Origin of the sequence: Bacteroides nordii, assembly GCF_019930665.1 — a bacterium.
Taxonomy (GTDB): domain Bacteria; phylum Bacteroidota; class Bacteroidia; order Bacteroidales; family Bacteroidaceae; genus Bacteroides; species Bacteroides nordii.
Genome location: NZ_CP082886.1, coordinates 996,261 through 1,018,919 on the forward strand (window position 1 = coordinate 996,261; position 22,659 = coordinate 1,018,919).

Below are 22,659 nucleotides of genomic sequence, written 5' to 3' on the forward strand. Positions count from 1 at the left end.
CCTTTTTTTCTCTTTTCTTTTAAATTTTTCTCTTTTCTTTTAGTAACTATGCTCTGTTAACTGTATTATTTTAGTAAAAGCGAAATAACAACCAATATAATAACCTAAAATAATTATAGATAATGAAAGATATTCCATAAAAAAGATTTCCTGTATTGGATTTTATATTGAGATGGTTTCTTAATCTGTTAATGTTAAAAGAATACGAAATGAAAAAAATTACAAAGTACAAGATTAAATTCTTGTTGGGGTTCCTTTTCCTTTTTATTCCAGCCTTTTTAAGTGCATCTGCACAAAATGTACTGTTAAATCTGGATTTTACTAATGTCCCTTTGAGTAAGGTGCTGAACGAAATTGGTCGGCAAACTTCTCTGTCAGTTGTATATAATACTAAAGATATTAATCCTGATAGAGTAGTGACGATTAAAGCTAATCGTGAGAAATTAGGGACTGTTATGAATCGCTTACTTAAAAATACTAGTGCCTCTTTTTCAGTACGGGATAAGTATTTGGTGCTCTTTACAAAAGAAGTGGATGAAGTGAGAAACGTGACACAGCAGAACAAACGTATAATAAAAGGAGTAGTAACGGATGAAAACGGTGAGCCTTTGATTGGAGTAAGCGTACTGGTTAAGGGAACTACTACAGGAACTATTACTGATATGGACGGAATTTATTCCCTTGAAGTGCCTGAAGATGGTGTATTGGAATTTTCCTATATTGGTTATCAAAAAATATCATTATCGATTGCAGGGCGTACCTCTTTCAATGTAACAATGAAAGAAGATGCACTACAATTAAATGAAGTGGTAGTTACTGCTATGGGTATCGAACGCAAAGAAAAGTCCTTGACGTATGCAACTCAAAAAGTGAGCGGTGAGGAGCTAATGAAAGTGCAAGATGCCAATTTTGTTAACTCACTGCAGGGAAAGGCGTCTGGTATTACAATTACTCCAAGTGCCGGTGGCGCCGGTGGTGCATCAAAGATTTTATTAAGAGGAAACAAGTCAGTTTTAGGAAACAATAGCCCTTTAGTAGTGGTAGATGGTATTCCTATGACCAACAATATTAGTGGACAAAAAGGCTGGGGGGATGGTTCTGGTATTAATTACTCAGGTACATCTGAAGGTTCTGATCCTCTTTCAACCATTAATCCTGATGATATTGAGAGTCTTAACATTCTAAAAGGCGCTAATGCAGCTGCTCTTTATGGTAGTGCAGCTGCGAATGGTGTCATTATGATCACTACTAAGAAAGGTAAAGAGGGACGTATCGATGTCAATATTTCTTCTAATGTTACATTTGAAAAACCATTATTAACTCCTGAAATACAAAATATCTATGGTGCGTCTCTTAATCTGTCTGCGAACACATTAGCTCTTGATAGTTGGGGCAAAAAGTTGACGGATATGACATCAGAAGAGCTTGCTTATGAAGGAGCTCATTTACGCAATTATGCAAATGATGATGTTGATGATTTTTTTCAAACAGGTGTTACTGTGAATAACTCAATATCATTGAGTGGAGGATCGGAAAAGATACGTTCTTATTTTTCATTTGCTAATTCTCATTCGGATGGTATGGTTCCCAGGAATAATTACAATAGAAATACGCTTTCTTTTAGACAGAGTTATGCGCTATTTAATAAGAAATTGAATATTGATGTATCTGTGAATTATGTACATACTGTTCTGCGTAATCGACCTGGTGGTGGTACGGCATTAAATCCGTTGTATGACCTTTATACAACTCCTCGTAATATCGATATGCAGTATTATAAAGACAACTATATGATAGAAAAGGGGCAATGGTTATCTAATCCGCAGGGATACTATAAGAAAAACGGTAACTCTTATGAGTGGATTTCTGACGTTCAGGTACCCTTGGAAGGCAAGCAACAACAATGGGCTTATACCTCTAAAGGTCATAATAATCCTTATTGGTTGGTAAATGAATGTACGGGAAAAACGGAAGAAGAGCGATTATATGGATACGTAACTGCTAAATATGAATTACTTGCAGGGTTGAATGTACAAGGACGTTTGAGTATGGATCGTACCCGTACTAAAGGAACATCCAAGCGTTCAGCTACAACATGGACTCCTGCTGCAATGGAAGATTATGGTATATTTGGACAAGATATCAACCGCAGTAACGAGATTTATGTAGATTACTTGTTGAGTTATAATAAAGATATTAAAGATTTTTCTGTATCTGCTACAGCCGGATGGGTAGGACATACTATTAAAGGAGAGATTCAGAAAATATGGACTCAAGCTACTGTTGCAGATCCTCAAAAAAGGATATTGCCAACCCAGGTTAACTTTTTTGAGCCTACAGCTTCAGACGGATCTTTGGGTAGTAGAAGTTTTTCAAAATCTTCAGATTGGGATAAAGCTGCGTTATTTACTGCACAGTTAGGATATAAAGAGAAAGTTTATATTGACGGTAGTTATCGTAGAGACTGGTATCGTGCTTTCAAACAATTTGAAGGTCGTGGTACTCCTACTAATTATGGTTATTTTGCTGTGGGTGCAAATGCTTTGTTGAGTAAAATTTTCTCCTTACCAGAAGTTATAACTAACTTAAAGTTGAGAACCTCGTATAGTGAAGTGGGTAATTCTATTCCTAATATAATATTTTCTAAGAGTACAGAAAATAAACTGACAGGATCAGTGACAACCTCTAATTATGGATATTTTGCTAATCCTATACCTGAAAAAACGAAATCATTTGAAGCAGGTTTTGATCTTTCATTATTTGGCAATTCTTTAGATATGGATTTTACCTATTATAATACAGCTCTGCATAATGGTTATTTGTTGAATGCAAGTGGTAGTGGAAAAGCCATTCCTGTTAATACCGGATTAATTCGAAATTCAGGTATTGAAACTACTGTAGGTTACTCTTTAAATTTGGCTAAAAATTTATTGTGGAGAACAACTGTGAATTTCTCTTACAACAATAATAAAATAGTAAAAACCTATCATAATGAAAATGGTGGTGAAGTCTTGATTGAGCAAAAGATAGCAGGTGGAAAAGTTCAAGTTAAATATGTTGAAGGCGGATCTTATGGAGATATGTATGCTACCGACTTTTTACGTGACGAAGATGGAAACATTTTGTTAACAGATGAAGGTAAACCACAACTATCTGGTGAGCAATTTGGTGTTTATATTGGAAATATGAACTCAAAATTTCAATTGGGATGGAGTAATACTTTCACGTATAAGGATTTCTCTCTTTATTTCTTGATTAATGGTAAAATTGGCGGTAAAGTGATTTCCTTCACTGAAGCGGAATTGGATAAGTTAGGAGTTTCTCAACGTACTGCCGATGCACGCCTGGCTGCTGAAAACAATAATGATTTAATATGGAATGGAAAACCTGCTATGTATATGCCAGATGGAAATCTCGCACCGATAAATGCTTATTACCAAGGAATTGGCGGTGATGTAAATGCAACACAATATGTTTATGATGCTACAAACTTCCGTTTGAGAGAATTGTCTTTGGGATATACATTCCGTAATTTGTTGGGTGCCTCCAAGAATGTGTCATTGTCTTTGATAGCGCGCAATCTGTTCTTTATCTATAAAGATGCACCTGTAGATCCGGATATCTCTCTTTCTACTCAAAATGGTTTAGGAGCTTTTGAAATATTTAATATGCCTTCTGCCCGTTCGTTTGGTATTTCACTGAAAGCTAATTTTTAATTAGTATATATCGTTAAAAATGACAATTATGAAAAAATATATATTATCAGTTGCGTGTGCAGTATTTGCCACGTTTGGACTACAATCTTGTTTGGATTTTGATATTCCGGGAGATGAATTTACCGGAAATGATGAACTTAAAGATGATGTCGTATATCATGGTCAGGCAGATTTGATTGATTATCATAAAGAAATCAGTGAGGAAGGATTTGCAAAAGCTGAAACTGCATTAAGTAGAACATTTGGACAATTATTGACTGCTCAATATAGTATGCGTGGAGGAAAAGAGGGGAATATGCCCGGTGGCCATGCGTATCAATATCAATTCAGTCTGGGAGTTGATAATTACGCAGGATATTTATGTCTTCCACATAATTTCGATGGTCGCATAGCGTCTACTTATTACGTAAACAGAGATTTTAATTCCGGTCCTAATGGTTCGTTTACAATTACCAAAAATAATCTGACACCTATGCTGAATCATCCGGATATTGATTCTATTCCTGAGATAAAAGCAATTGCACTTTTATTATACGATTATGCTTCCCAAGAAATGGCTGATATATACGGACCTTTTCCATATATAAATTATAAAGAGAACAAGGAGGAGCATCCGTTTACTTATAATACATTATCTGAAATTTACGCAACAATCGTTGATAATATTGACACCATATCTGCTTGCTTTAAGCACTATCCACAGCGTCCGGAATGGTATAAGAAAAAGGTGGATAAGTTATTGATGAGTTATGATGCAATAACAACCGATTGGAAAATTGATACATGGGATCGTTTTGCCAATTCATTAAAGCTGAGAATGGCTATGCGTACAGTAAAAGTTAATCCTGAAAGATCAAGAAAATGGGCAGAAGAAGCCATAGAAGCTGGTGTTGTTGAAAAGTTGTCACAAGAAATAGCTTTGGATCCTATGTTTGTCGGATTTTCGAATCCTTTGCTTGAGATTTCTCAGACATGGGGGGATACTCGTCTGAACGCTTCTTTTGAGAGCCTGTTGATGAGCCTGAAACACCCATATACAACTTATTTGTTTGAGAAGAACTCTAATCCGTTAGTCAATCGTGATGATAATAATAAAATACTTGCAGCAAATACGCGCGTTGTAGGTTTACGTGCGGGTGTGCGTATGATACCCGGACAATCTTATGATAATAATCCTCGTATTGCATATTCTCGTATTGGCAGTTCTTACATAGCTATGGCTCCACTTTATTTTATGAAACTTTCAGAAGTTGATTTTTTAAGAGCTGAAGGAGCGATACGTGGCTGGAATATGGGAGAAAGTGCACAAGTACTTTATGAACGTGGTATTGATAATGCCGATGTAGAAAACAGGGCATTGGGGAGTCGGTACGCTACAAAACTACCTGAATATAAATCTTTAGATACACCGGTTGCTTATGTGTATGAAGATCCGATGGATGATGCTAATAATATGGTTAGTGTCACAAAAATAGGTGTGAAGTGGAATGAAGGCGATGACCTTGAAACGAAGTTGGAAAAAATTATAACTCAAAAATATATTTCTCTTTTCCCATATTCATATGAAGCATGGAGTGAATTACGTCGTACAGGGTATCCTAAGTTATTTCCTGTGTTGAATGTTGAAGATGGTGATAGAAGCTTAAAACAAGGAGATTTACTTCGCAGAATGCCTTATCCGGGAGATACGGACGCTATTAAACAGGATATAAATGATACCGGATTGAAAGCTTTGGGAGGTAGTGATGTACAGGCTACGCGTTTATGGTGGGATATTGATAAACCCAATTTTTAATATGGAGTGATTTTAAAGTAAAAGGATGGTACTATGAAAAGTACCATCCGGATACCGATTGTATAATTTAAATTTTTTTATTATGAAAAGAATTACATTGGCATGTATGGCAGCTGTGTGCTGTTTATCGTGGGGAACGCCGGTAATGGCTGAAGGAGATATACCACCTTCTGCTTCAACGGAATTATTTGATTTTACCCCTTTCAATGATAGGGAAATGTTGGAGCTGTTTTTGACTGCTCAGGAAAATGGACGTAAATATCCAACCGAGGCGGAATTTGAAGCAGCAGGATTCAATTTGATTGATTTAGAGTTTGCACGTTCTCATGTACGTCCACGAGCTATTTTGAAAGATAAAAGTAAAAACTTATATCCGAATATATACGAAAACCGTAATTTGTGGATGAATATTCCAATGGGAGTTGGTAAAGCAATTGGTGGGTATCCAAGTTCTACATTCAGTGATGATACATATTCTATGTGGAATTATACAAATTTATTCGGATCATGGAACCATGGTTTATTTCAGGCACCAGGTTCGTGGGTAGATGCTGCTCATAAGAACGGTACGGATATTTTTAGTGGAATTAAGTTCTTTGAAAGTTGGACACCCGGAAGTGAGTCTGCGAAGTACAGAGAAATGATAACCGCGAAAAATCCAGACGGATCTTTTAAATATGCCGAAGCATTTATTAACTGTTTAATGTTTTTTGGAACAGATGGTATCAATTATAACTGGGAAGATACCGGTTATGCTGATGCTGATGTAATGGCTTTCCATAAAGAATTGTATAAAATAGCTGAGCGGGAAGGATTTAAAAATTTCCATATTGGTATTTATACATCTAATTCTACACTTAGCCAACGCTATGTTGACGCATTGTATGGAACAAAAGAGACAGGCAAAACCGCTGATTTGATGCTTAATTATGCTGGTGGTGACTTTTCTTATGGAATTGGGTCCTCGGTTGATATTGCCGAAGCAAATTATGGGAATGCCGATGGAGTATATACTGGAGTTTGGATTGTTAGCATGGATAGACGCTGGAGCGCTTTGAACGAAAATGAATCAGCCAAAAAAGCTGGAGTATGCTTATGGGGCGAACACGGTCAGAGTCGTTTTATGAGTTATAATGTGGGTGCTACATCTATGGAATTTCAGTCTAATTATCAGAAATTATTAGAAAGAACTTTTTCCGGAGGTAACAGAAATCCGGCCAATTTATTGCCAGTTTCCAATACAGGAAATAATTGGGAACAGGATGGAGACAAAGAGCCCTTAGAAAGTTTTTGTGGATTAGCAACTTTTATTCCTGAACGTACGGCTATTCAGGGAGATCTTCCTTTCAATACATTCTTCTCTTTAGGTAATGGAGAACGTTATAACTATAAAGGAAAGAAAACTTTTGCCAGTTGGTATAATATAGGGGCACAGGACGTAGTTCCTACTTATCGTTGGTTGGTGTATGATGCGGGTACTACAACTGTTTCTACAAAAATTCAACCTTCATTTACTCATGAAGATGCTTATATTGGTGGGTCTGCCTTACGTTTGGAAGGTTCTTCAACGGACAACGGTACGGATATTGTTCTCTATCGTTCTAAGTTAAAAGTGTCAGGTACAGATCCTGTAGTCAAAGTTGCTTTGAAATCAGGTGCAACAGGTACAGAACCTTCACGTTTATATGTGATATTAAAGAAAGAAAATAATGACCAATGGTTTGAGTATGCAGTTGGTGAAACTAATGGCCCAACATGGGAAGAGAAACAGATCGCTTTAGCAGGTTTTTCTTCTAATGATGTTATAGAATACATAGGATTCCGTGTGAAAGGTGCATATGCTGGTAATTATAACATGTTGGTTGGTAAGTTAGAATTGAGTGATAGTCGTATTGCTACTCCTGCTAATATAAAATCTAACAGTTTAGTTGTTGAGGTAAAAGAAGAAACGACCAAGTCTCTTTCATTGAAATTGAATTGGGCGGTAGATCCTACAGGTCTTAATTTCAGCCGTGCAAACTGGGGATTACTTTATAATGATGAAGCTAATATAGATCATTTTGAGATCATGTATAAAAATGGCGAAAACGGTAAGATCTCAGAGATAGCACGTACAACCGGATGGTCTGGATTTGCTGGTAATATTGTTTTTGAAGGAGATAGTGATGAACCTTATGTTGGAGTACGCTCAGCATCTGTTGACTTCAAGACCTATTCTCCAATACAGTGGGTGAAAGTAGAACGCTCTACATCTCCTAATTTGCCTGCACCAAAAGATAATACATATTGTGAATCTGTTGTAAATCCTGCGGCCGAAGGAGTTGATATTGCCCGTGAACAACGTTATGTTGAATCATTTACTACAACTGGTGCTGACCAGAATTTAGATTACCATGCAAGTGCTCCTCAACCGGACGGAACTCAATATGTGAATGCTACTGATCATGTGTTAAAAGTAAAACAAGGACAAACCATTACATTGTCTTTCAAAGCTTACGATACAAGTACATTGTCTAAAGTTGACGGGTTACGCTTCTGTTTTGCAAAAGGTTATATGGATTTGGATAAGAGTGATTCATTTGAACCGGATGGTGATGAATTATTGTTTGACTTAGGTACTGTAAGGAAGGGTACGCCCGAATTCGAAACTGTTGGATACACAAAAGAATTTACGATTCCTGCTGATGCTGCTGTTGGAAAGAGTCGTCTTCGTGTTGTATTCTCTGATGCATGGTTTGCACACCCTGGTCCTTGCGGACAAACTGCTAAAGGATTTTCTATTGACTTCGGTGTAGAAATTACAGGTGATAATCCTCAACGTCCTGTTGCTCCTGATTTGCATGATCAGGGAGAAGCTGACGAACCGGATCGTGTAAGAGATGAAGATCCGACTACTCCTCCTTCAGGTGTTGAGAATATAAAAGAAGGATATGCTGGTTTCTCAAAATGCTGGATGGATCCTGCAGAGAATGTAATATTCTTCCAGGATGTAGAAAGAGCTTGGATTTATACAACTACAGGACAATTGGTTAAATATGTGATTGGTAATCCGGAGAGTTTGAATGTGGCAGAACTGACATCTGGTGTTTATATTGTAAAAATGGAATATAACAATGTAATTCGCAGTCAGAAGTTACTTAAACAGTAAAGGTCTTTTTTATATTAAATATAAGAATCTATAATTGATAGATTGCCCGAAAATACAGTGAACGTAAAAGTTCGCTGTGTGGAATATTCCACTTCGGGCAATCTTTTTTTTATTTTATGAATATACTAATTATGAGAAAAGTAAAAAACATATTTATAATTGGGCTATTTCTCTTTCTGGTTGTTCTTCCTTGTAACGGTTTTACTTTCAACCCTTCTATCCCCTTGGAGGAACGTGTTCTTTTATTTGATATGGGAGATGGCGGCTCCCGCTTTTATCGCATTCCGGGAATTGTAACGGCAGCTGATGGTTCTTTGGTAGTAGTGGCAGACAGGCGTTGGGATAAAATAAATGACCTTCCGGCACATATAGATGTAGTGTCCCGCCGGAGTGAGGATAATGGTAAAACATGGTCAGAAACTGTGACAATAGCAGGTGAAGGAACGACTGTTGGTTGCGGAGATCCGGCTATTGTATTGGATAAGAGGACCGGACATTTACTTTGTATTTTTGCTTCCGGTAATGGATTATGGCAATCGGGGGAGAATAATCTGATGAGAATTAATATTTCTAAAAGTGTTGATAATGGTAAAACGTGGAATGCTCCTGTGGATATCACTTCGCAAATTTATGGAAAAGACTGCCCTGATAAAATTAGAAGATACTGGTATGGGGCTTTTGCCTCTTCCGGAAGAGCTTTACAGTTACAGGATGGCCGGATTATGTTTTGTATAGCTGTAAGAACTACATCTGATTGGGGGGGGCCATTAAGTAATTATGTCTGTTATTCTGATGATGGTGGAAGTACCTGGAAGGTTTCAGAGAATGCAGCCGATAATAATGGTGATGAAGCCAAACTAATAGAACTGAATAATGGTGATATTTTAATGAGTATTCGTAATAGGGAAAAAGGAGTCCGTAAATTTTGTATATCTCAGGATAGAGGAATGACATGGGGAAAATCATACTTGCAGTCAGATATTCAGGATCCGGCTTGTAATGGCGATATTATGCGATACTCTACCACAAAAGAAGGTGCCCTTAAAAATATAATTCTTCATTCTATCCCCGATGATAACCGCATCCGACAAAATGTTTCTGTTCTTTTAAGTTATGATGAAGGAAGAACCTGGCCGGTAAAGAAAACAATATTATCCGGATTATCAGCTTATTCATCAATGACGGTGTTGCCGGACGGAACTATTGGCATTGTAGTGGAAGAAGGTAAATGGGATGATTCATTGCCGGGCGCTGATGGCTTTAAACTTTGGTTTGTTCGTTTTACATTGAGTTGGCTTATGAGTGAAAACTGATTTAAATCGTTACAAACCTGGATATAAAAACAGGATATACTTTAAGGTGAGATTATCTTATGGATTTCTTTGATTGTAAAATTAGTATTTTAACAGTGACTTAAAATGCATATTAACAGTGCGTTAAATACGTATTTTAGCAACACAAAAGTACGTACTTTTGTGTTGCTTGATTATCATTACTTTATGATCGTTCTATAATCATAAAAGAACATTTATTCTACTATAACTTCATCTATAAACATGTGTGCCTTCTCCGTGTGTGCACCATGCCAATCAGGGATAGAGGAAGTTGTATTTACCAATATCCGTATACGGTCAGCTTCTACTTCCTTAAACTGACAACTATACTCTGCCAGTCCATCTTTAACATCAGTTGTAGCAACGGGAATATCTGTCTCTCCCTGCTTGATAAATTCACCATTTTTTCCGGTAGCTGTCCATACGGTAATCTTTGTGGGCGGGAAGATATATTCACCAAATTGTATCATAGCTCCCACTTTGACAGAAGATACAGGAGTTGCTTTTCCCAAATCAATGGTAATATCCATTGGTTCATCCATGAATCCCATCCAATAACCTGTGCTGTAGTTGAAATCTCCACGTAGGCCGTCTGTAAGGATGGAAGCTCCGGCAAATGTATATTTCTCTGTTGGAGTAGTTGCCAGAGTTGCCAGTTTACCGGTTGCTTTGTTGAAATTGAATTCTTTCTTGAATGTACGGGTTTTCACATTGTCTCTTACTACGATTGCCTGTAACACACAGCTTTTGGAAATTGCTATTGGTCGGGTATAACGGGTACTTTCTTCTGTAGGCTGACTTCCGTCCAGTGTATAATACATAGGTGAGTCTCCCAGTGTCGATAGAGTTACTACTACTTTGCCTTCAGAAGCAGTAGGTACATCATATTTTGCTGCTATTTCATAAATATGCTTTCCATAATTCACACCCATTACATTATAAATAGATATAATGTGGCTGAGGCTGTTTTGAAAACGTTCCCAGCTTTTATTTGCAGGTTGTGTCCATTGTACTTCACTTAACGCAGCCAGGCGGGGGAGTAACATGTATTCCAACTGTTCATTGCTCAATATATATTCTGTCCACAGATTACCTTGTGCTCCGATAATGTAAGCACGCTCCTGTTCGTTGAGTACGGCAGGAACCGGTTCCAATGAATATACCTTTTCGACAGGGTTGTATCCGCCGATGGCTAAAGGCTCATCCTGTGTATTCATGGTCGGATAGTAATCCAGGTATACATAGTTGTTAGGAGTCATGATGACAGGGTGTTTCAAACGGGCTGCTTCGATACCACCATCCATTCCACGCCATGACATAACAGTGGCGTTAGGTGCCAGTTCACCTTCTAAGATTTCATCCCAACCGATAATTTTCCGTCCATGATCATTCAAAAACTTCTCAACACGGGCAGTAACATAACTTTGCAGGAAGAACTCGGCTTTATGTTTTTCATTGGCTTTCAATCCTTCAGCTTTGATGCGTGCTTGACATCTGGGACATTTCTCCCAACGTGCTTTGGGACATTCATCCCCGCCGATGTGTATGTATTCCGAAGGGAATAGTTCCATGACTTCTGTTAAGACATTTTCAATGAAAGTAAAGGTCTCTTCTTTGCCCGGACATAATACATCATCGCGTACACCCCATTGGCCGGATACTTCATACGGTCCACCTGTACATCCTAAATTGGGGTAAGCTGCCAATGCTGCCATCATATGGCCGGGTAGGTCTATTTCCGGAATAACATTGATGCAACGTTCATTGGCATATTCTACAACCTCTTTTATATCTTCCTGTGTATAAAATCCGCCATATGGAGTAGTGTCATAGTTTTCCCATTCTTTGCGTATCATCGTTTTATTACGGATACTGCCTATCTCTGTCAGAAGGGGATATTTCTTTATTTCAATGCGCCATCCCTGGTCGTCCGTAAGGTGCCAGTGCAATTGGTTTTGTTTGTGAAGAGCCATAAGGTCGAGTATCTTTTTCATCTCTTCTTTAGGAAAGAAATGACGGGCTACGTCAATGTGCAAACCTCTATAGCCGAAGCGTGGAGCATCTTTTATTTCTACACAAGGCAATGTCCACTGAGTATCAGCAACAGGCTCGTTTCCGTAAATGGCTACTGGTAATAATTGCTTTAATGTCTGAAGGGCATAGAATACTCCGCTGCGGTCAGACGCTTGTATCATTATTTCGTCGGGTTGTATATTGAGTTCATAACCTTCGGGAGCTATTTTTTCATTGGTTTTGAAAACAATGCTTTGTTTGGAAAGTGTTTCGGTCTCATTGAGAGGTTGAACTGCTGTTTGAAATCCGGATACTGTGTTCAGGTTTTCACTGAAGGATTCGATAATGGGAGTGCTGTTTTTATCTAATTCCGGAGATACATAGAAAACAGTTGAATTGTTGAATGCGAAATGTCCTGTATTTGTTTTTAATTCATTAGGTTGGGGAATGAGAGAACATTGCTCTTTGTTTCCTTTTTCCTGACAAGAGGTCATGCTTAGCATGAGGGTACATAACGATGCGGACAGTATTCCGCAAAAGTGTTTCGATAAACTCATAAGTAGTAATTTAATGGGTTATTGATAATTCCTTTATTATATAATACAATTATAAAGCGGGTAGTGCTAACCTAAAAGTCATTAATTTCTTTGTTGGCTTTAAAATAATTGATTTCTACTATTTTATGAGTTTTAAATTAGGATTGTTGAGTTAGTTTTCTATATATTTGTCTACCCTAAAACAGCTTTTATTTTTTACATTTAATTAAAATACCATGAAAAAATCTTTATTTACTGCTATGCTGGCACTATTTTTTTTAACACACGGCCAAATGATATGGGCGGTTGATAAAACAGCATCAGTACATACCCGTTATACCTTTGAAAGAGGGTGGAAGTTTATTCGTTCGGATGATGCGAATTTTAGTCTCTATGATTATGATGATAGTAGTTGGCAAGAAGTGACGGTTCCGCATGACTGGGCTATTTATGGCCCTTTTAGTATTCAGAATGATCGCCAGAAGGTAGCAATAGCACAAGATGGACAGAAAGAAGCTATGGAGCACGCCGGCCGTACGGGAGGACTACCTTTTGTCGGTGTGGGTTGGTATCGGTTGGATTTTGAAGCACCTGCGTTTGCGAAGGGTAAAAAGGCTACATTGGTCTTTGACGGTGCTATGAGCCATGCACGTGTTTATGTGAATGGAAAAGAAGCAGGTTATTGGCCATATGGTTATAATACATTTTATTTAGATGTTACTCCTTATCTGAATGCTGAAGGTAAAAACACTCTGGCTGTTCGTCTGGAGAATGAAGTGGAGTCATCCCGTTGGTATCCGGGTGCCGGGCTCTATAGAAATGTACATTTGATAGTAAATGAAGAGGCACATATCCCTATGTGGGGTACGCAGTTGACTACTCCGGTGGTAGAAGATAACTTTGCACGGGTACATTTGAATACATCATGGGTAATGCCGGAAGGCAAATCTCCTTCATCCTACCGTATTGTTACTGAAATAAAAGATGCAGATGGAAAGGTGGTCAGTAAAGAGAGTAAACAGCTTACTGATTTCGATAATCAGATATTCAGTCAGGAGTTTGTGGTTGAAAAACCGATGCTTTGGACCCCGGATACTCCCTATTTGTATATTGCCGAATCAAAGGTATATGAGGGTAATACATTGAAAGATGAATCTGTTACTCCGTTTGGTATTCGTTCTATTGAAGTGATTCCCGATAAAGGTTTTTTCCTGAACGGAAAGAAAACAGTGTTTAAAGGTGTCTGTAACCACCATGATTTAGGTCCGTTGGGTGCTGCTGTGAATGACGCTGCTATCCGTCGTCAGATACGTATTCTGAAAGATATGGGGTGTAATGCTATTCGTACTTCCCATAACATGCCGGCTCCTGAACTGGTGAAAGCTTGTGACGAAATGGGAATGATGCTCATGGTAGAAACTTTTGATGAATGGAAGGCTGCTAAATGTGAAAATGGTTATCATAAGGAGTTTGATCAGTGGGTAGAGAAAGATCTTGTGAATGTGCTGCGTCACTATCGCAACAATCCCAGTGTAGTGATGTGGTGTGTTGGTAATGAAGTACCCGACCAGTGGAATGGGGATCGTGGTCCGAAGCTCTCCCGTTATTTACAGGATATTTGCCATCGTGAAGATCCTACTCGCCCTGTGACGCAGGGAATGGATGCTCCGGATGCTGTGATAAATAATAATATGGCAGCAGTAATGGATGTGGCGGGATTTAACTATCGTCCCCATAAATATCAGGAGGCTTACAAGAAATTACCTCAGCAGATCATTTTAGGAAGCGAAACGGCTTCTACTGTAAGTTCAAGGGGAATTTATAAATTTCCGGTTACTCGTACCTGGATGAAGAAATACGATGATCATCAATCTTCATCCTATGATGTGGAACATTGCGGATGGTCTAATTTGCCGGAAGATGATTTTATACAACACGAAGATTTACCCTATTGTATTGGCGAATTTGTGTGGACCGGTTTCGATTATTTAGGTGAACCCACTCCTTATTATACGGATTGGCCCAGTCATTCTTCTTTGTTTGGTATAATTGACCTGGCAGGATTGCCCAAAGATCGCTATTATCTGTATCGTAGCCATTGGAATAAAGAGAAAGAAACATTGCATATCCTTCCCCATTGGAACTGGAAAGGACGTGAGGGAGAGGTGACTCCGGTTTTTGTTTATACCAATTATCCTTCGGCCGAACTGTTTATTAATGGCAAAAGTCAGGGTAAACGCACAAAAGATTTATCGGTTACAGTATACAACAGTGCCGATTCTGTTTCGATGATGAGTTTGAAACGCCAGCAGCGTTACCGTCTGATGTGGATGGACACTAAATATGAACCGGGCACAGTAAAAGTAGTTGCCTACGATGAGAATGGGAAGGCTGTGGCTGAGAAAGAAATACACACAGCCGGTAAGCCACATCACATAGAGCTGGTCCCGGATCGCCGGATGTTGCAGGCAGATGGAAAAGACCTTTGCTTTGTAACGGTAAAAGTGGTGGATAAAGATGGAAATCTATGCCCGGAAGCTACTGATGAAATTCGTTTCAAAGTGAAAGGATCTGGCGTGTATTGTGCCGGTGCCAATGGAAATCCGGCTTCTTTGGAGTCTTTCCAAATCCCCCGGATGAAAGTATTTAGTGGAATGATGACAGCGATTATTCAAACTACCGATAAAGCCGGAGCCATTGTTCTTGAAGCTACAGGAAGTGGACTTAAGAAAGCAACTCTTACGGTTGAAAGTAAATAATTTGCGTTGGAATTAAAAAAAAGTAGTATATACAAGTTAGTATTTTATCGGTTTCGGTTGTATTATATACAAATGCATTATAATCGTTAACCGATAAAATACTTATTGATGAATAAAAAAGCCTTTAACCCTGTTTCATGGGTTCCTACTGTGTACTTTGCCATGGGGTTGCCTTTTGTCGTATTGAATATGGTATCCGTTCTGATGTTTAAAGGACTGGAAATCTCCGACGCACAAATAGCCCTTTGGACTTCGTTGATTATGTTACCATGGACTTTAAAGTTTCTCTGGAGTCCTTTTCTTGAAATGTTTAAGACGAAAAAGTACTTTGTTGTCCTCACCCAGATTGTTTCCGGAATAGGTTTTGGGCTTGTTGCCTTATCGTTACAGCTTCCTCATTTCTTTGCTTGTTCCATAGCCCTGTTGGCTGTAGTGGCTTTCAGTGGTGCTACACATGATATTGCTACTGATGGTGTTTATATGACTGAGCTCAGTAAGCCGGATCAGGCTAAATATATCGGTTGGCAGGGTGCTTTTTATAATATAGCCAAGATTGTAGCTTCCGGTGGATTGGTTTACCTGGCCGGATGGTTAGTGAAACACTTTGGAGGGGTGGAAGGAGCTTCCAGAGAAGTGATGTATGAAGCCAACGTACATGCCTGGATGATTGTCATGTTCATTATGGCGGCTGTGATGATATTGTTGGGACTCTATCATACCCGGATGCTTCCTTCCGGTGGAGCTGCTGCTACCGAAGCGACCTCATTTGCTGAAACGTTTAATAAACTGGTAGAAGTCATCCTTGATTTCTTTAAGAAGAAGCATATCTGGTATTACATCGCTTTTATTATTCTCTATCGTTTTGCCGAGGGATTTGTGATGAAGATTGTACCGTTGTTTCTGAAAGCAGGTAGAGAGATAGGTGGATTAGGATTAAGCGAACAGGAGATTGGCATTTATTATGGCACATATGGAGCAGCAGCTTTTGTATTAGGTTCTTTACTGGCCGGTTACTATATTTCGCACCGTGGTTTGAAGAGAACACTGTTTTCTCTTTGTTGCATCTTCAACCTGCCTTTTATGGCTTATACGTTGCTGGCTATTTATCAACCTACCAATGGAATGCTGATAGGTGGTGCTATTGTATTAGAATATTTTGGATATGGGTTTGGATTTGTGGGGCTCACCTTGTTTATGATGCAACAAGTGGCTCCCGGAAAACATCAAATGGCCCACTATGCTTTTGCTTCCGGCATTATGAATCTGGGAGTGATGCTTCCGGGAATGGTCAGCGGGTTTGTCAGTGACTGGTTGGGTTACCGTGATTTCTTTATTTTTATCCTGTTTGCTACTATTCCGGCTTTCCTGATTACCTATTTTGTGCCGTTTACATATCCGGACGCCAAGAAATAAGTAAATGTTCTAAATTATATGATATTATTATTGAAACGCAGAAACTCATAGATTCACGCAAAGTATATCATCGCTCAAGTATAGCGCAGTCATTTAATCTGCGAAAATCTGCGATCATCTGCGTTTCAATAAAACGCTGTCATAGTATGAACTAAATTTGAAATGCTACTTAAACATTAATATATTAATATAAAGAAAAGTATGAACGAGAAAATTAATATGCCCTGGGAAGAACGTCCCGCTGGTTGCACAGATGCCATGTGGCGTTATTCAAAAAATCCTGTTATCGGACGTTATCACATTCCGTCATCAAACAGTATTTTTAATAGTGCCGTAGTGCCGTTTGAGGATGGATTTGCCGGAGTATTCCGTTGTGACAACAAGGCAGTGCAAATGAATATCTTTGCCGGTTTCAGTAAGGACGGCATCAATTGGGATATCAATCACGAACCTATAAAGTTCAAGGCAGGCAATACGGATATGATTGAGTCGGAGTATAAATATGATCCGCGTGTAACCTGGATTGAGGATCGTTACTGGATTACCTGGTGCAACGGCTATCATGGTCCTACTATCGGCATTGCATATACGTTTGACTTCAAAGAGTTTTTCCAGTGCGAGAATGCTTTCCTTCCATTCAATCGCAACGGGGTACTTTTCCCGCAGAAGATAAATGGAAAATACGCCATGTTGAGTCGTCCCAGCGATAATGGACATACTCCGTTCGGTGATATCTATATCAGCTATAGCCCGGATATGAAATATTGGGGAGAACATCGCAATGTGATGAAAGTGACTCCATTTCCTGAAAGTGCATGGCAGTGTACAAAGATCGGTGCAGGTTCGGTTCCTTTCCTGGTTGATGAAGGCTGGCTGATGTTTTATCATGGAGTAATTACCACCTGCAATGGTTTCCGTTATTCCATGGGAGCGGCTATCTTGGATAAAGATAATCCGGATAAAGTGCTATACCGTACCCGTGATTATCTGCTTGCACCTGCTGCACCTTATGAGCTACAGGGAGATGTACCTAATGTTGTATTCCCTTGTGCAGCATTGCAGGATGGCGAGAGAGTTGCCGTATACTACGGAGCAGCCGATACTGTAACGGGACTTGCTTTTGGCTATATTTCCGAAATCATTGAATTTATAAAAAGAACAAACATTGGATGATTTACGATTTTACGATTGATGTTAGAGTAGAAGTTAGAGTTAGAGAGAATATAATAGAGAGAGTTCCTTCAATCGTAAATCGTAAATTGTCTAATCGTCAATCTTTCTTGATCCTTTCAACTTTCAATTAAATAAATGAAACGACTTTTATTGACTTACACATTGGCTGTCTTTCTGCTTCCGGCTTTTGCCGGAGGTGGAGAGAAGCTTTCCCCTGTTGATTATGTGAATCCTTTTATTGGTACCACCAACTTTGGTACAACAAATCCCGGAGCGGTTTGTCCGAATGGGATGATGTCTGTTGTACCTTTCAATGTGATGGGTTCCGCCGATAACAAGTATGATAAAGACGCCCGTTGGTGGTCTACTCCTTATGAGTATCATAACTGTTTTTTTACCGGATACTCCCATGTAAATTTGAGTGGAGTGGGTTGTCCGGAGTTGGGCTCTCTTTTGTTAATGCCTACCACAGGAGAGTTGAATGTGGATTACAAGGAATATGGAAGCCGTTATAAAGACGAGCAGGCTTCGCCGGGTTACTACACAAATTATCTGACTAAATACAATGTGAAGACTGAAGTAACTGCCACCCCCCGTACGGGCGTTACCCGTTTTACATTTCCGGAAGGAAAGAGTCATATATTACTCAATTTGGGTGAAGGGCTTACCAACGAATCGGGTGCCATGCTTCGCCGGGTGAACGCCCAGGAGATAGAAGGAGTTAAACTCTTAGGCACTTTCTGTTATAATCCTCAGGCGGTATTTCCTATCTATTTTGTGATGCGTGTCAACAAACTCCCTTCGCAAACAGGGTATTGGAAGAAACAGCGTCCGATGACCGGTGTTGAAGCCGAGTGGGATCCGGATAATGGTAAATATAAACTTTATACCAAATATGGAAAAGAGATCGCCGGAGATGATATCGGTGCCTTTTTTTCATTCGACACCGAAGACGGTGAACAGGTAGAAGTAGAAATGGGTGTTTCCTTTGTAAGTATAGAAAACGCCCGTCTCAATCTGAACAAGGAGCAGGAAGGCCGGGATTTTGAGAAAGTACATGCAGAAGCCCGTGCTCGCTGGAATGATGATTTATCCCGTATTCTTGTAGAGGGAGGGACAGAAGATCAGAAAACCGTTTTCTATACAGCCATGTATCATTTGCTGATTCATCCCAATGTTTTGCAGGATGTCAACGGAGAATATCCGGCTATGGAAAGCGATAAAATAATGACTGCCAGTGGCAATCGTTACACGGTATTCTCTTTGTGGGATACGTATCGGAATGTGCATCAGTTGCTTACGCTGGTTTATCCGGAGCGGCAGATAGACATGGTACGTACCATGCTTGATATGTATCGTGAACACGGCTGGCTTCCGAAATGGGAGTTGTATGGTCGTGAGACGCTGACAATGGAGGGAGATCCCAGTATTCCCGTGATTGTAGATACCTGGATGAAAGGTTTACGCGATTTTGACATTAATCTGGCTTATGAAGCCATGTACAAATCGGCCACTCTGCCCGGTGCTGAGAATCTGATGCGTCCGGACAATGACGATTATATGTCTAAAGGTTATGTGCCTCTGCGCGAACAGTATGATAATTCGGTTTCTCATGCATTGGAGTATTACATAGCAGACTTCGCTCTTTCCCGGCTTGCCGGTGCTTTGGGAAAGAAAGAGGATGCCAAACTGTTCTACAATCGCTCATTAGGATATAAACATTATTACAGTAAAGAGTTTGGCACGCTTCGTCCCATACTTCCTGACGGAACTTTTTATTCTCCCTTCAATCCGAAAGAAGGTGAAAACTTTGAACCCAGTCCCGGCTTTCATGAAGGTAATTCCTGGAATTATACATTCTATGTGCCCCATGATGTATATGGACTGGCGCGGTTGATGGGAGGGAAGAAGTCTTTCATCAACAAACTGCAGATGATATTTGATGAAGGTCTTTATGATCCTGCCAATGAACCCGATATTGCCTATCCTTATTTATTCTCTTATTTTAAAGGAGAAGAATGGCGCACGCAGAAGGAGACACAACGTTTATTGGCTAAGTATTTCACTACTCAGCCGGACGGTATTCCCGGAAATGATGATACGGGAACGATGTCTGCCTGGGCCATCTTTAATATGATAGGTTTCTACCCGGATTGTCCGGGATTGCCGGAATATACTCTTACCACTCCTGTTTTTGATAAAGTGACCATCCGGCTTGATCCGAAATGGTACAAAGAACGTGAGCTTGTGATAGAGTCTACCCGTCAGAAACCCGATGCTTTGTATATTCATAATGTAAAAATAGGTGGTAAAAAGATAAACCGCTTCCGTATCACTCATGAGGAGTTGGTACACGGCGGGTTGTTAGAGTTTTCTATCAGGTAAATGTTTTTCCCCAATTAGTTTAGTAATGAAGGTAAAAAGGAGAGACTGTCCAGACATTGTTTGTTAGGGCAGTCTTGTTTTTATTAGCACTTTTGCTTTCTCAATTGTATTATTAGTACGAACCGAGGGGCACCACAGAGGACACAGAGAACACTGAGTTTTAAATTTCTGATGAAACGCGGATGATCGTAGATTAAAAGCTGTAGTTCTTTATTTTAGATTAATTTTTCTTTGCGAAACTCGGTGCCCTGTGTACTCTGTGGTGAAATACATTCACATGATTAGTACGAGTATTTATTTATTATATTTGATAGTATGAAAAAAGGATTTGTTTCATGTTTATTGTTTATGTGTCTTGGGATGGCAGGATGTCAGCAGAAGGATGTTGAGATACGGATCATACCGCAACCACAATCGGTTGAAACTTCTTCCGGAACTTACCGGTTACAAAAACAAGCTACGTTTACTTCTAATCTGCCGGAGACAGAGGGAAAAGAGTTTGCAGAATATGTGCAGGCTTCTCCTTTGGGTTTACAATTGGGTACAGAAGAGCGCGAAAAGGCAGCTGTTCAGTTTGTGATAATTGCTCCCGGCAACGAACATGATTCGGCAGAGAGCTATCAGTTAGAAATAACTTCAAAAGGTATTGTGGTGTCTGCTCCTTCCGGTGCCGGGCTGTTTTATGGTTTTCAAACATTGCTGCAATTGGCAGATGCTGATACAGACGGTACCTATACCTTGCCATTGGTTGATATCAAAGATGCTCCTCGTTTTGCTTACAGAGGTTTGCACCAGGATGTATCCCGCCATTTCCGAACCAAAGAATTTATAAAGAAACAGTTGGATGCCATGGCACGCTATAAGCTGAACACCTTTCATTGGCATCTGACAGATGGTGCTGGCTGGCGTCTGGAAATAAAACGTTATCCGGAACTGACGGAGCAGGCAGCTTATCGTCCTTATCCTAACTGGAAAGCATGGTGGAAGGGGGGCCGTAAGTATTGTACAAAAGACACTCCGGGCGCAGACGGAGGATATTATACACAGGATGATGCACGGGAGATTGTGGAATATGCGCGGCAACGTCATATCACCGTTATTCCCGAGATAGAAATGCCGGGGCACTCGGAAGAAGTGTTAGCCGTTTTTCCTCAGTTGTCTTGTTCCGGCAAGCCCTATGTAAATTCGGAATTCTGTATCGGCAATGAAGATACCTTTACTTTTCTGAAAAATGTATTGTCGGAGGTGATGGATATCTTCCCTTCTGAATATATTCATGTGGGCGGTGATGAGGCGAACATGGAAAGCTGGAAAAAGTGTCCTTTGTGCCAGAAGAGAATGAAGGCGGAGGGATTGTCTGATGTGAAAGAACTGCAAAGCTATCTCATTCATCGAATGGAGAAATTCCTCAATGACCACAACCGTCAGTTATTGGGATGGGATGAAATCCTGGAAGGTGGACTGGCTCCCCGTGCCACTGTGATGTCATGGCGCGGAGAAGGGGGAGGAATTACTGCTGCCCGGGCAGCGCACGATGTGATAATGACTCCGGGAGAGTTTTGCTATCTGGACGCTTATCAGGATGACCCTACCAGTCAGCCCGAAGCTATCGGGGGTTACCTGACTTTGGAGAAGGTATACTCTTACAATCCTGTACCTAAAGCACTGACCAAGCAGGAGGCCGCTTACATAAAGGGGGTACAGGCAAACGTATGGGCAGAATATATATCTACTCCCGAACATATGGAATATATGATTTATCCCCGCTTGTTGGCATTGGCAGAAGTAGCATGGACACAGCCGGAACAGAAAAATTGGGAACACTTCCGGCAGTCTGCCCTGAAAGAGGTTAACTGGTTGCAGGCTCACGGATATCATCCTTTCGATCTGAGTAAAGAAGTAGGAGAGCGTCCGCAGGCAGCCATACGCATTGAACACTTAGGGCTGATGAAACCGATTCATTACACAACTCCGTATGCACCTCAATATACAGCCGGAGGTGACTCGGCATTGGTAGACGGGGTTCGCGGCGGATGGACGTATGGAGATAAGCGCTGGCAGGGATTCCTGAATACAGATATGGATGTTACGATTGATCTGGAGAAGGTGACGGAAATTACTTCGGTAGCTGCCGAGTTTATGCAACTGTCCGGCCCTTATGTATGGTTGCCGCGTGAGGTGATAATTTCTACATCAGAAGACGGAAAGACGTTTACAGAAGTGCAGCGTTTATTTACCGATGTTCCTACTACTGAAGACCGATTGGTTTTCCGGACTTACCGATGGGAAGGAAAAGCATCAGCCCGTTACGTTCGCTACCAGGCTTTATCCAATGGGATAGAAGGAGGATGGCTTTTCACAGATGAGATTGTGATTAAATAGGGATG

General features: G+C 40.0%; 10 protein-coding genes. 9 read left to right on the forward strand and 1 reads right to left on the reverse strand.

Annotated elements, in window-relative coordinates; all coding sequences use genetic code 11:
• Positions 1 to 209: 209 nt before the first annotated feature.
• From K8P02_RS03815 to K8P02_RS03830, 4 genes are all read left to right on the forward strand, one after another.
• Positions 210 to 3,716, forward strand: a complete 3,507-nt coding sequence (locus tag K8P02_RS03815) for a SusC/RagA family TonB-linked outer membrane protein (protein ID WP_025866913.1) — start codon at positions 210 to 212, stop codon at positions 3,714 to 3,716.
• A 28-nt stretch (positions 3,717 to 3,744) separates the two neighbouring features.
• Complete coding sequence (locus tag K8P02_RS03820) at positions 3,745 to 5,511, forward strand: SusD/RagB family nutrient-binding outer membrane lipoprotein (protein ID WP_195660737.1); 1,767 nt, start codon at positions 3,745 to 3,747, stop codon at positions 5,509 to 5,511.
• A gap of 82 nt (positions 5,512 to 5,593) precedes the next feature.
• Positions 5,594 to 8,659, forward strand: coding sequence for a T9SS type A sorting domain-containing protein (locus tag K8P02_RS03825; protein ID WP_007484749.1), 3,066 nt, complete (start codon positions 5,594 to 5,596; stop codon positions 8,657 to 8,659).
• Positions 8,660 to 8,790: 131 nt separating this feature from the next.
• Complete coding sequence (locus K8P02_RS03830) at positions 8,791 to 9,972, forward strand: sialidase family protein (RefSeq protein ID WP_195448982.1); 1,182 nt, start codon at positions 8,791 to 8,793, stop codon at positions 9,970 to 9,972.
• 215 nt (positions 9,973 to 10,187) lie between these two features.
• Here the strand turns inward: K8P02_RS03830 and K8P02_RS03835 are convergent, their stop codons facing one another.
• Complete coding sequence (locus K8P02_RS03835) at positions 10,188 to 12,563, reverse strand: beta-N-acetylhexosaminidase (RefSeq protein WP_025866912.1); 2,376 nt, start codon at positions 12,561 to 12,563, stop codon at positions 10,188 to 10,190.
• A gap of 239 nt (positions 12,564 to 12,802) precedes the next feature.
• On the opposite strand from K8P02_RS03835, the gene galB reads away from it, so the two are divergent.
• From galB to K8P02_RS03860, 5 genes are all read left to right on the forward strand, one after another.
• Positions 12,803 to 15,301, forward strand: a complete 2,499-nt coding sequence (gene galB / locus K8P02_RS03840) for a beta-galactosidase GalB (RefSeq protein WP_044158072.1) — start codon at positions 12,803 to 12,805, stop codon at positions 15,299 to 15,301.
• 108 nt (positions 15,302 to 15,409) lie between these two features.
• Positions 15,410 to 16,714, forward strand: coding sequence for an MFS transporter (locus K8P02_RS03845; protein ID WP_025866910.1), 1,305 nt, complete (start codon positions 15,410 to 15,412; stop codon positions 16,712 to 16,714).
• A gap of 201 nt (positions 16,715 to 16,915) precedes the next feature.
• Entirely contained in the window at positions 16,916 to 17,887 is a 972-nt protein-coding gene (locus K8P02_RS03850) for a glycoside hydrolase family 130 protein (protein ID WP_025866909.1), read from the forward strand.
• Positions 17,888 to 18,022: 135 nt separating this feature from the next.
• Positions 18,023 to 20,272, forward strand: a complete 2,250-nt coding sequence (locus tag K8P02_RS03855) for a GH92 family glycosyl hydrolase (RefSeq protein ID WP_002561889.1) — start codon at positions 18,023 to 18,025, stop codon at positions 20,270 to 20,272.
• Between the two features lie 315 nt (positions 20,273 to 20,587).
• Entirely contained in the window at positions 20,588 to 22,654 is a 2,067-nt protein-coding gene (locus K8P02_RS03860; RefSeq protein WP_223382027.1) for a glycoside hydrolase family 20 protein, read from the forward strand.
• Positions 22,655 to 22,659 lie beyond the last annotated feature (5 nt).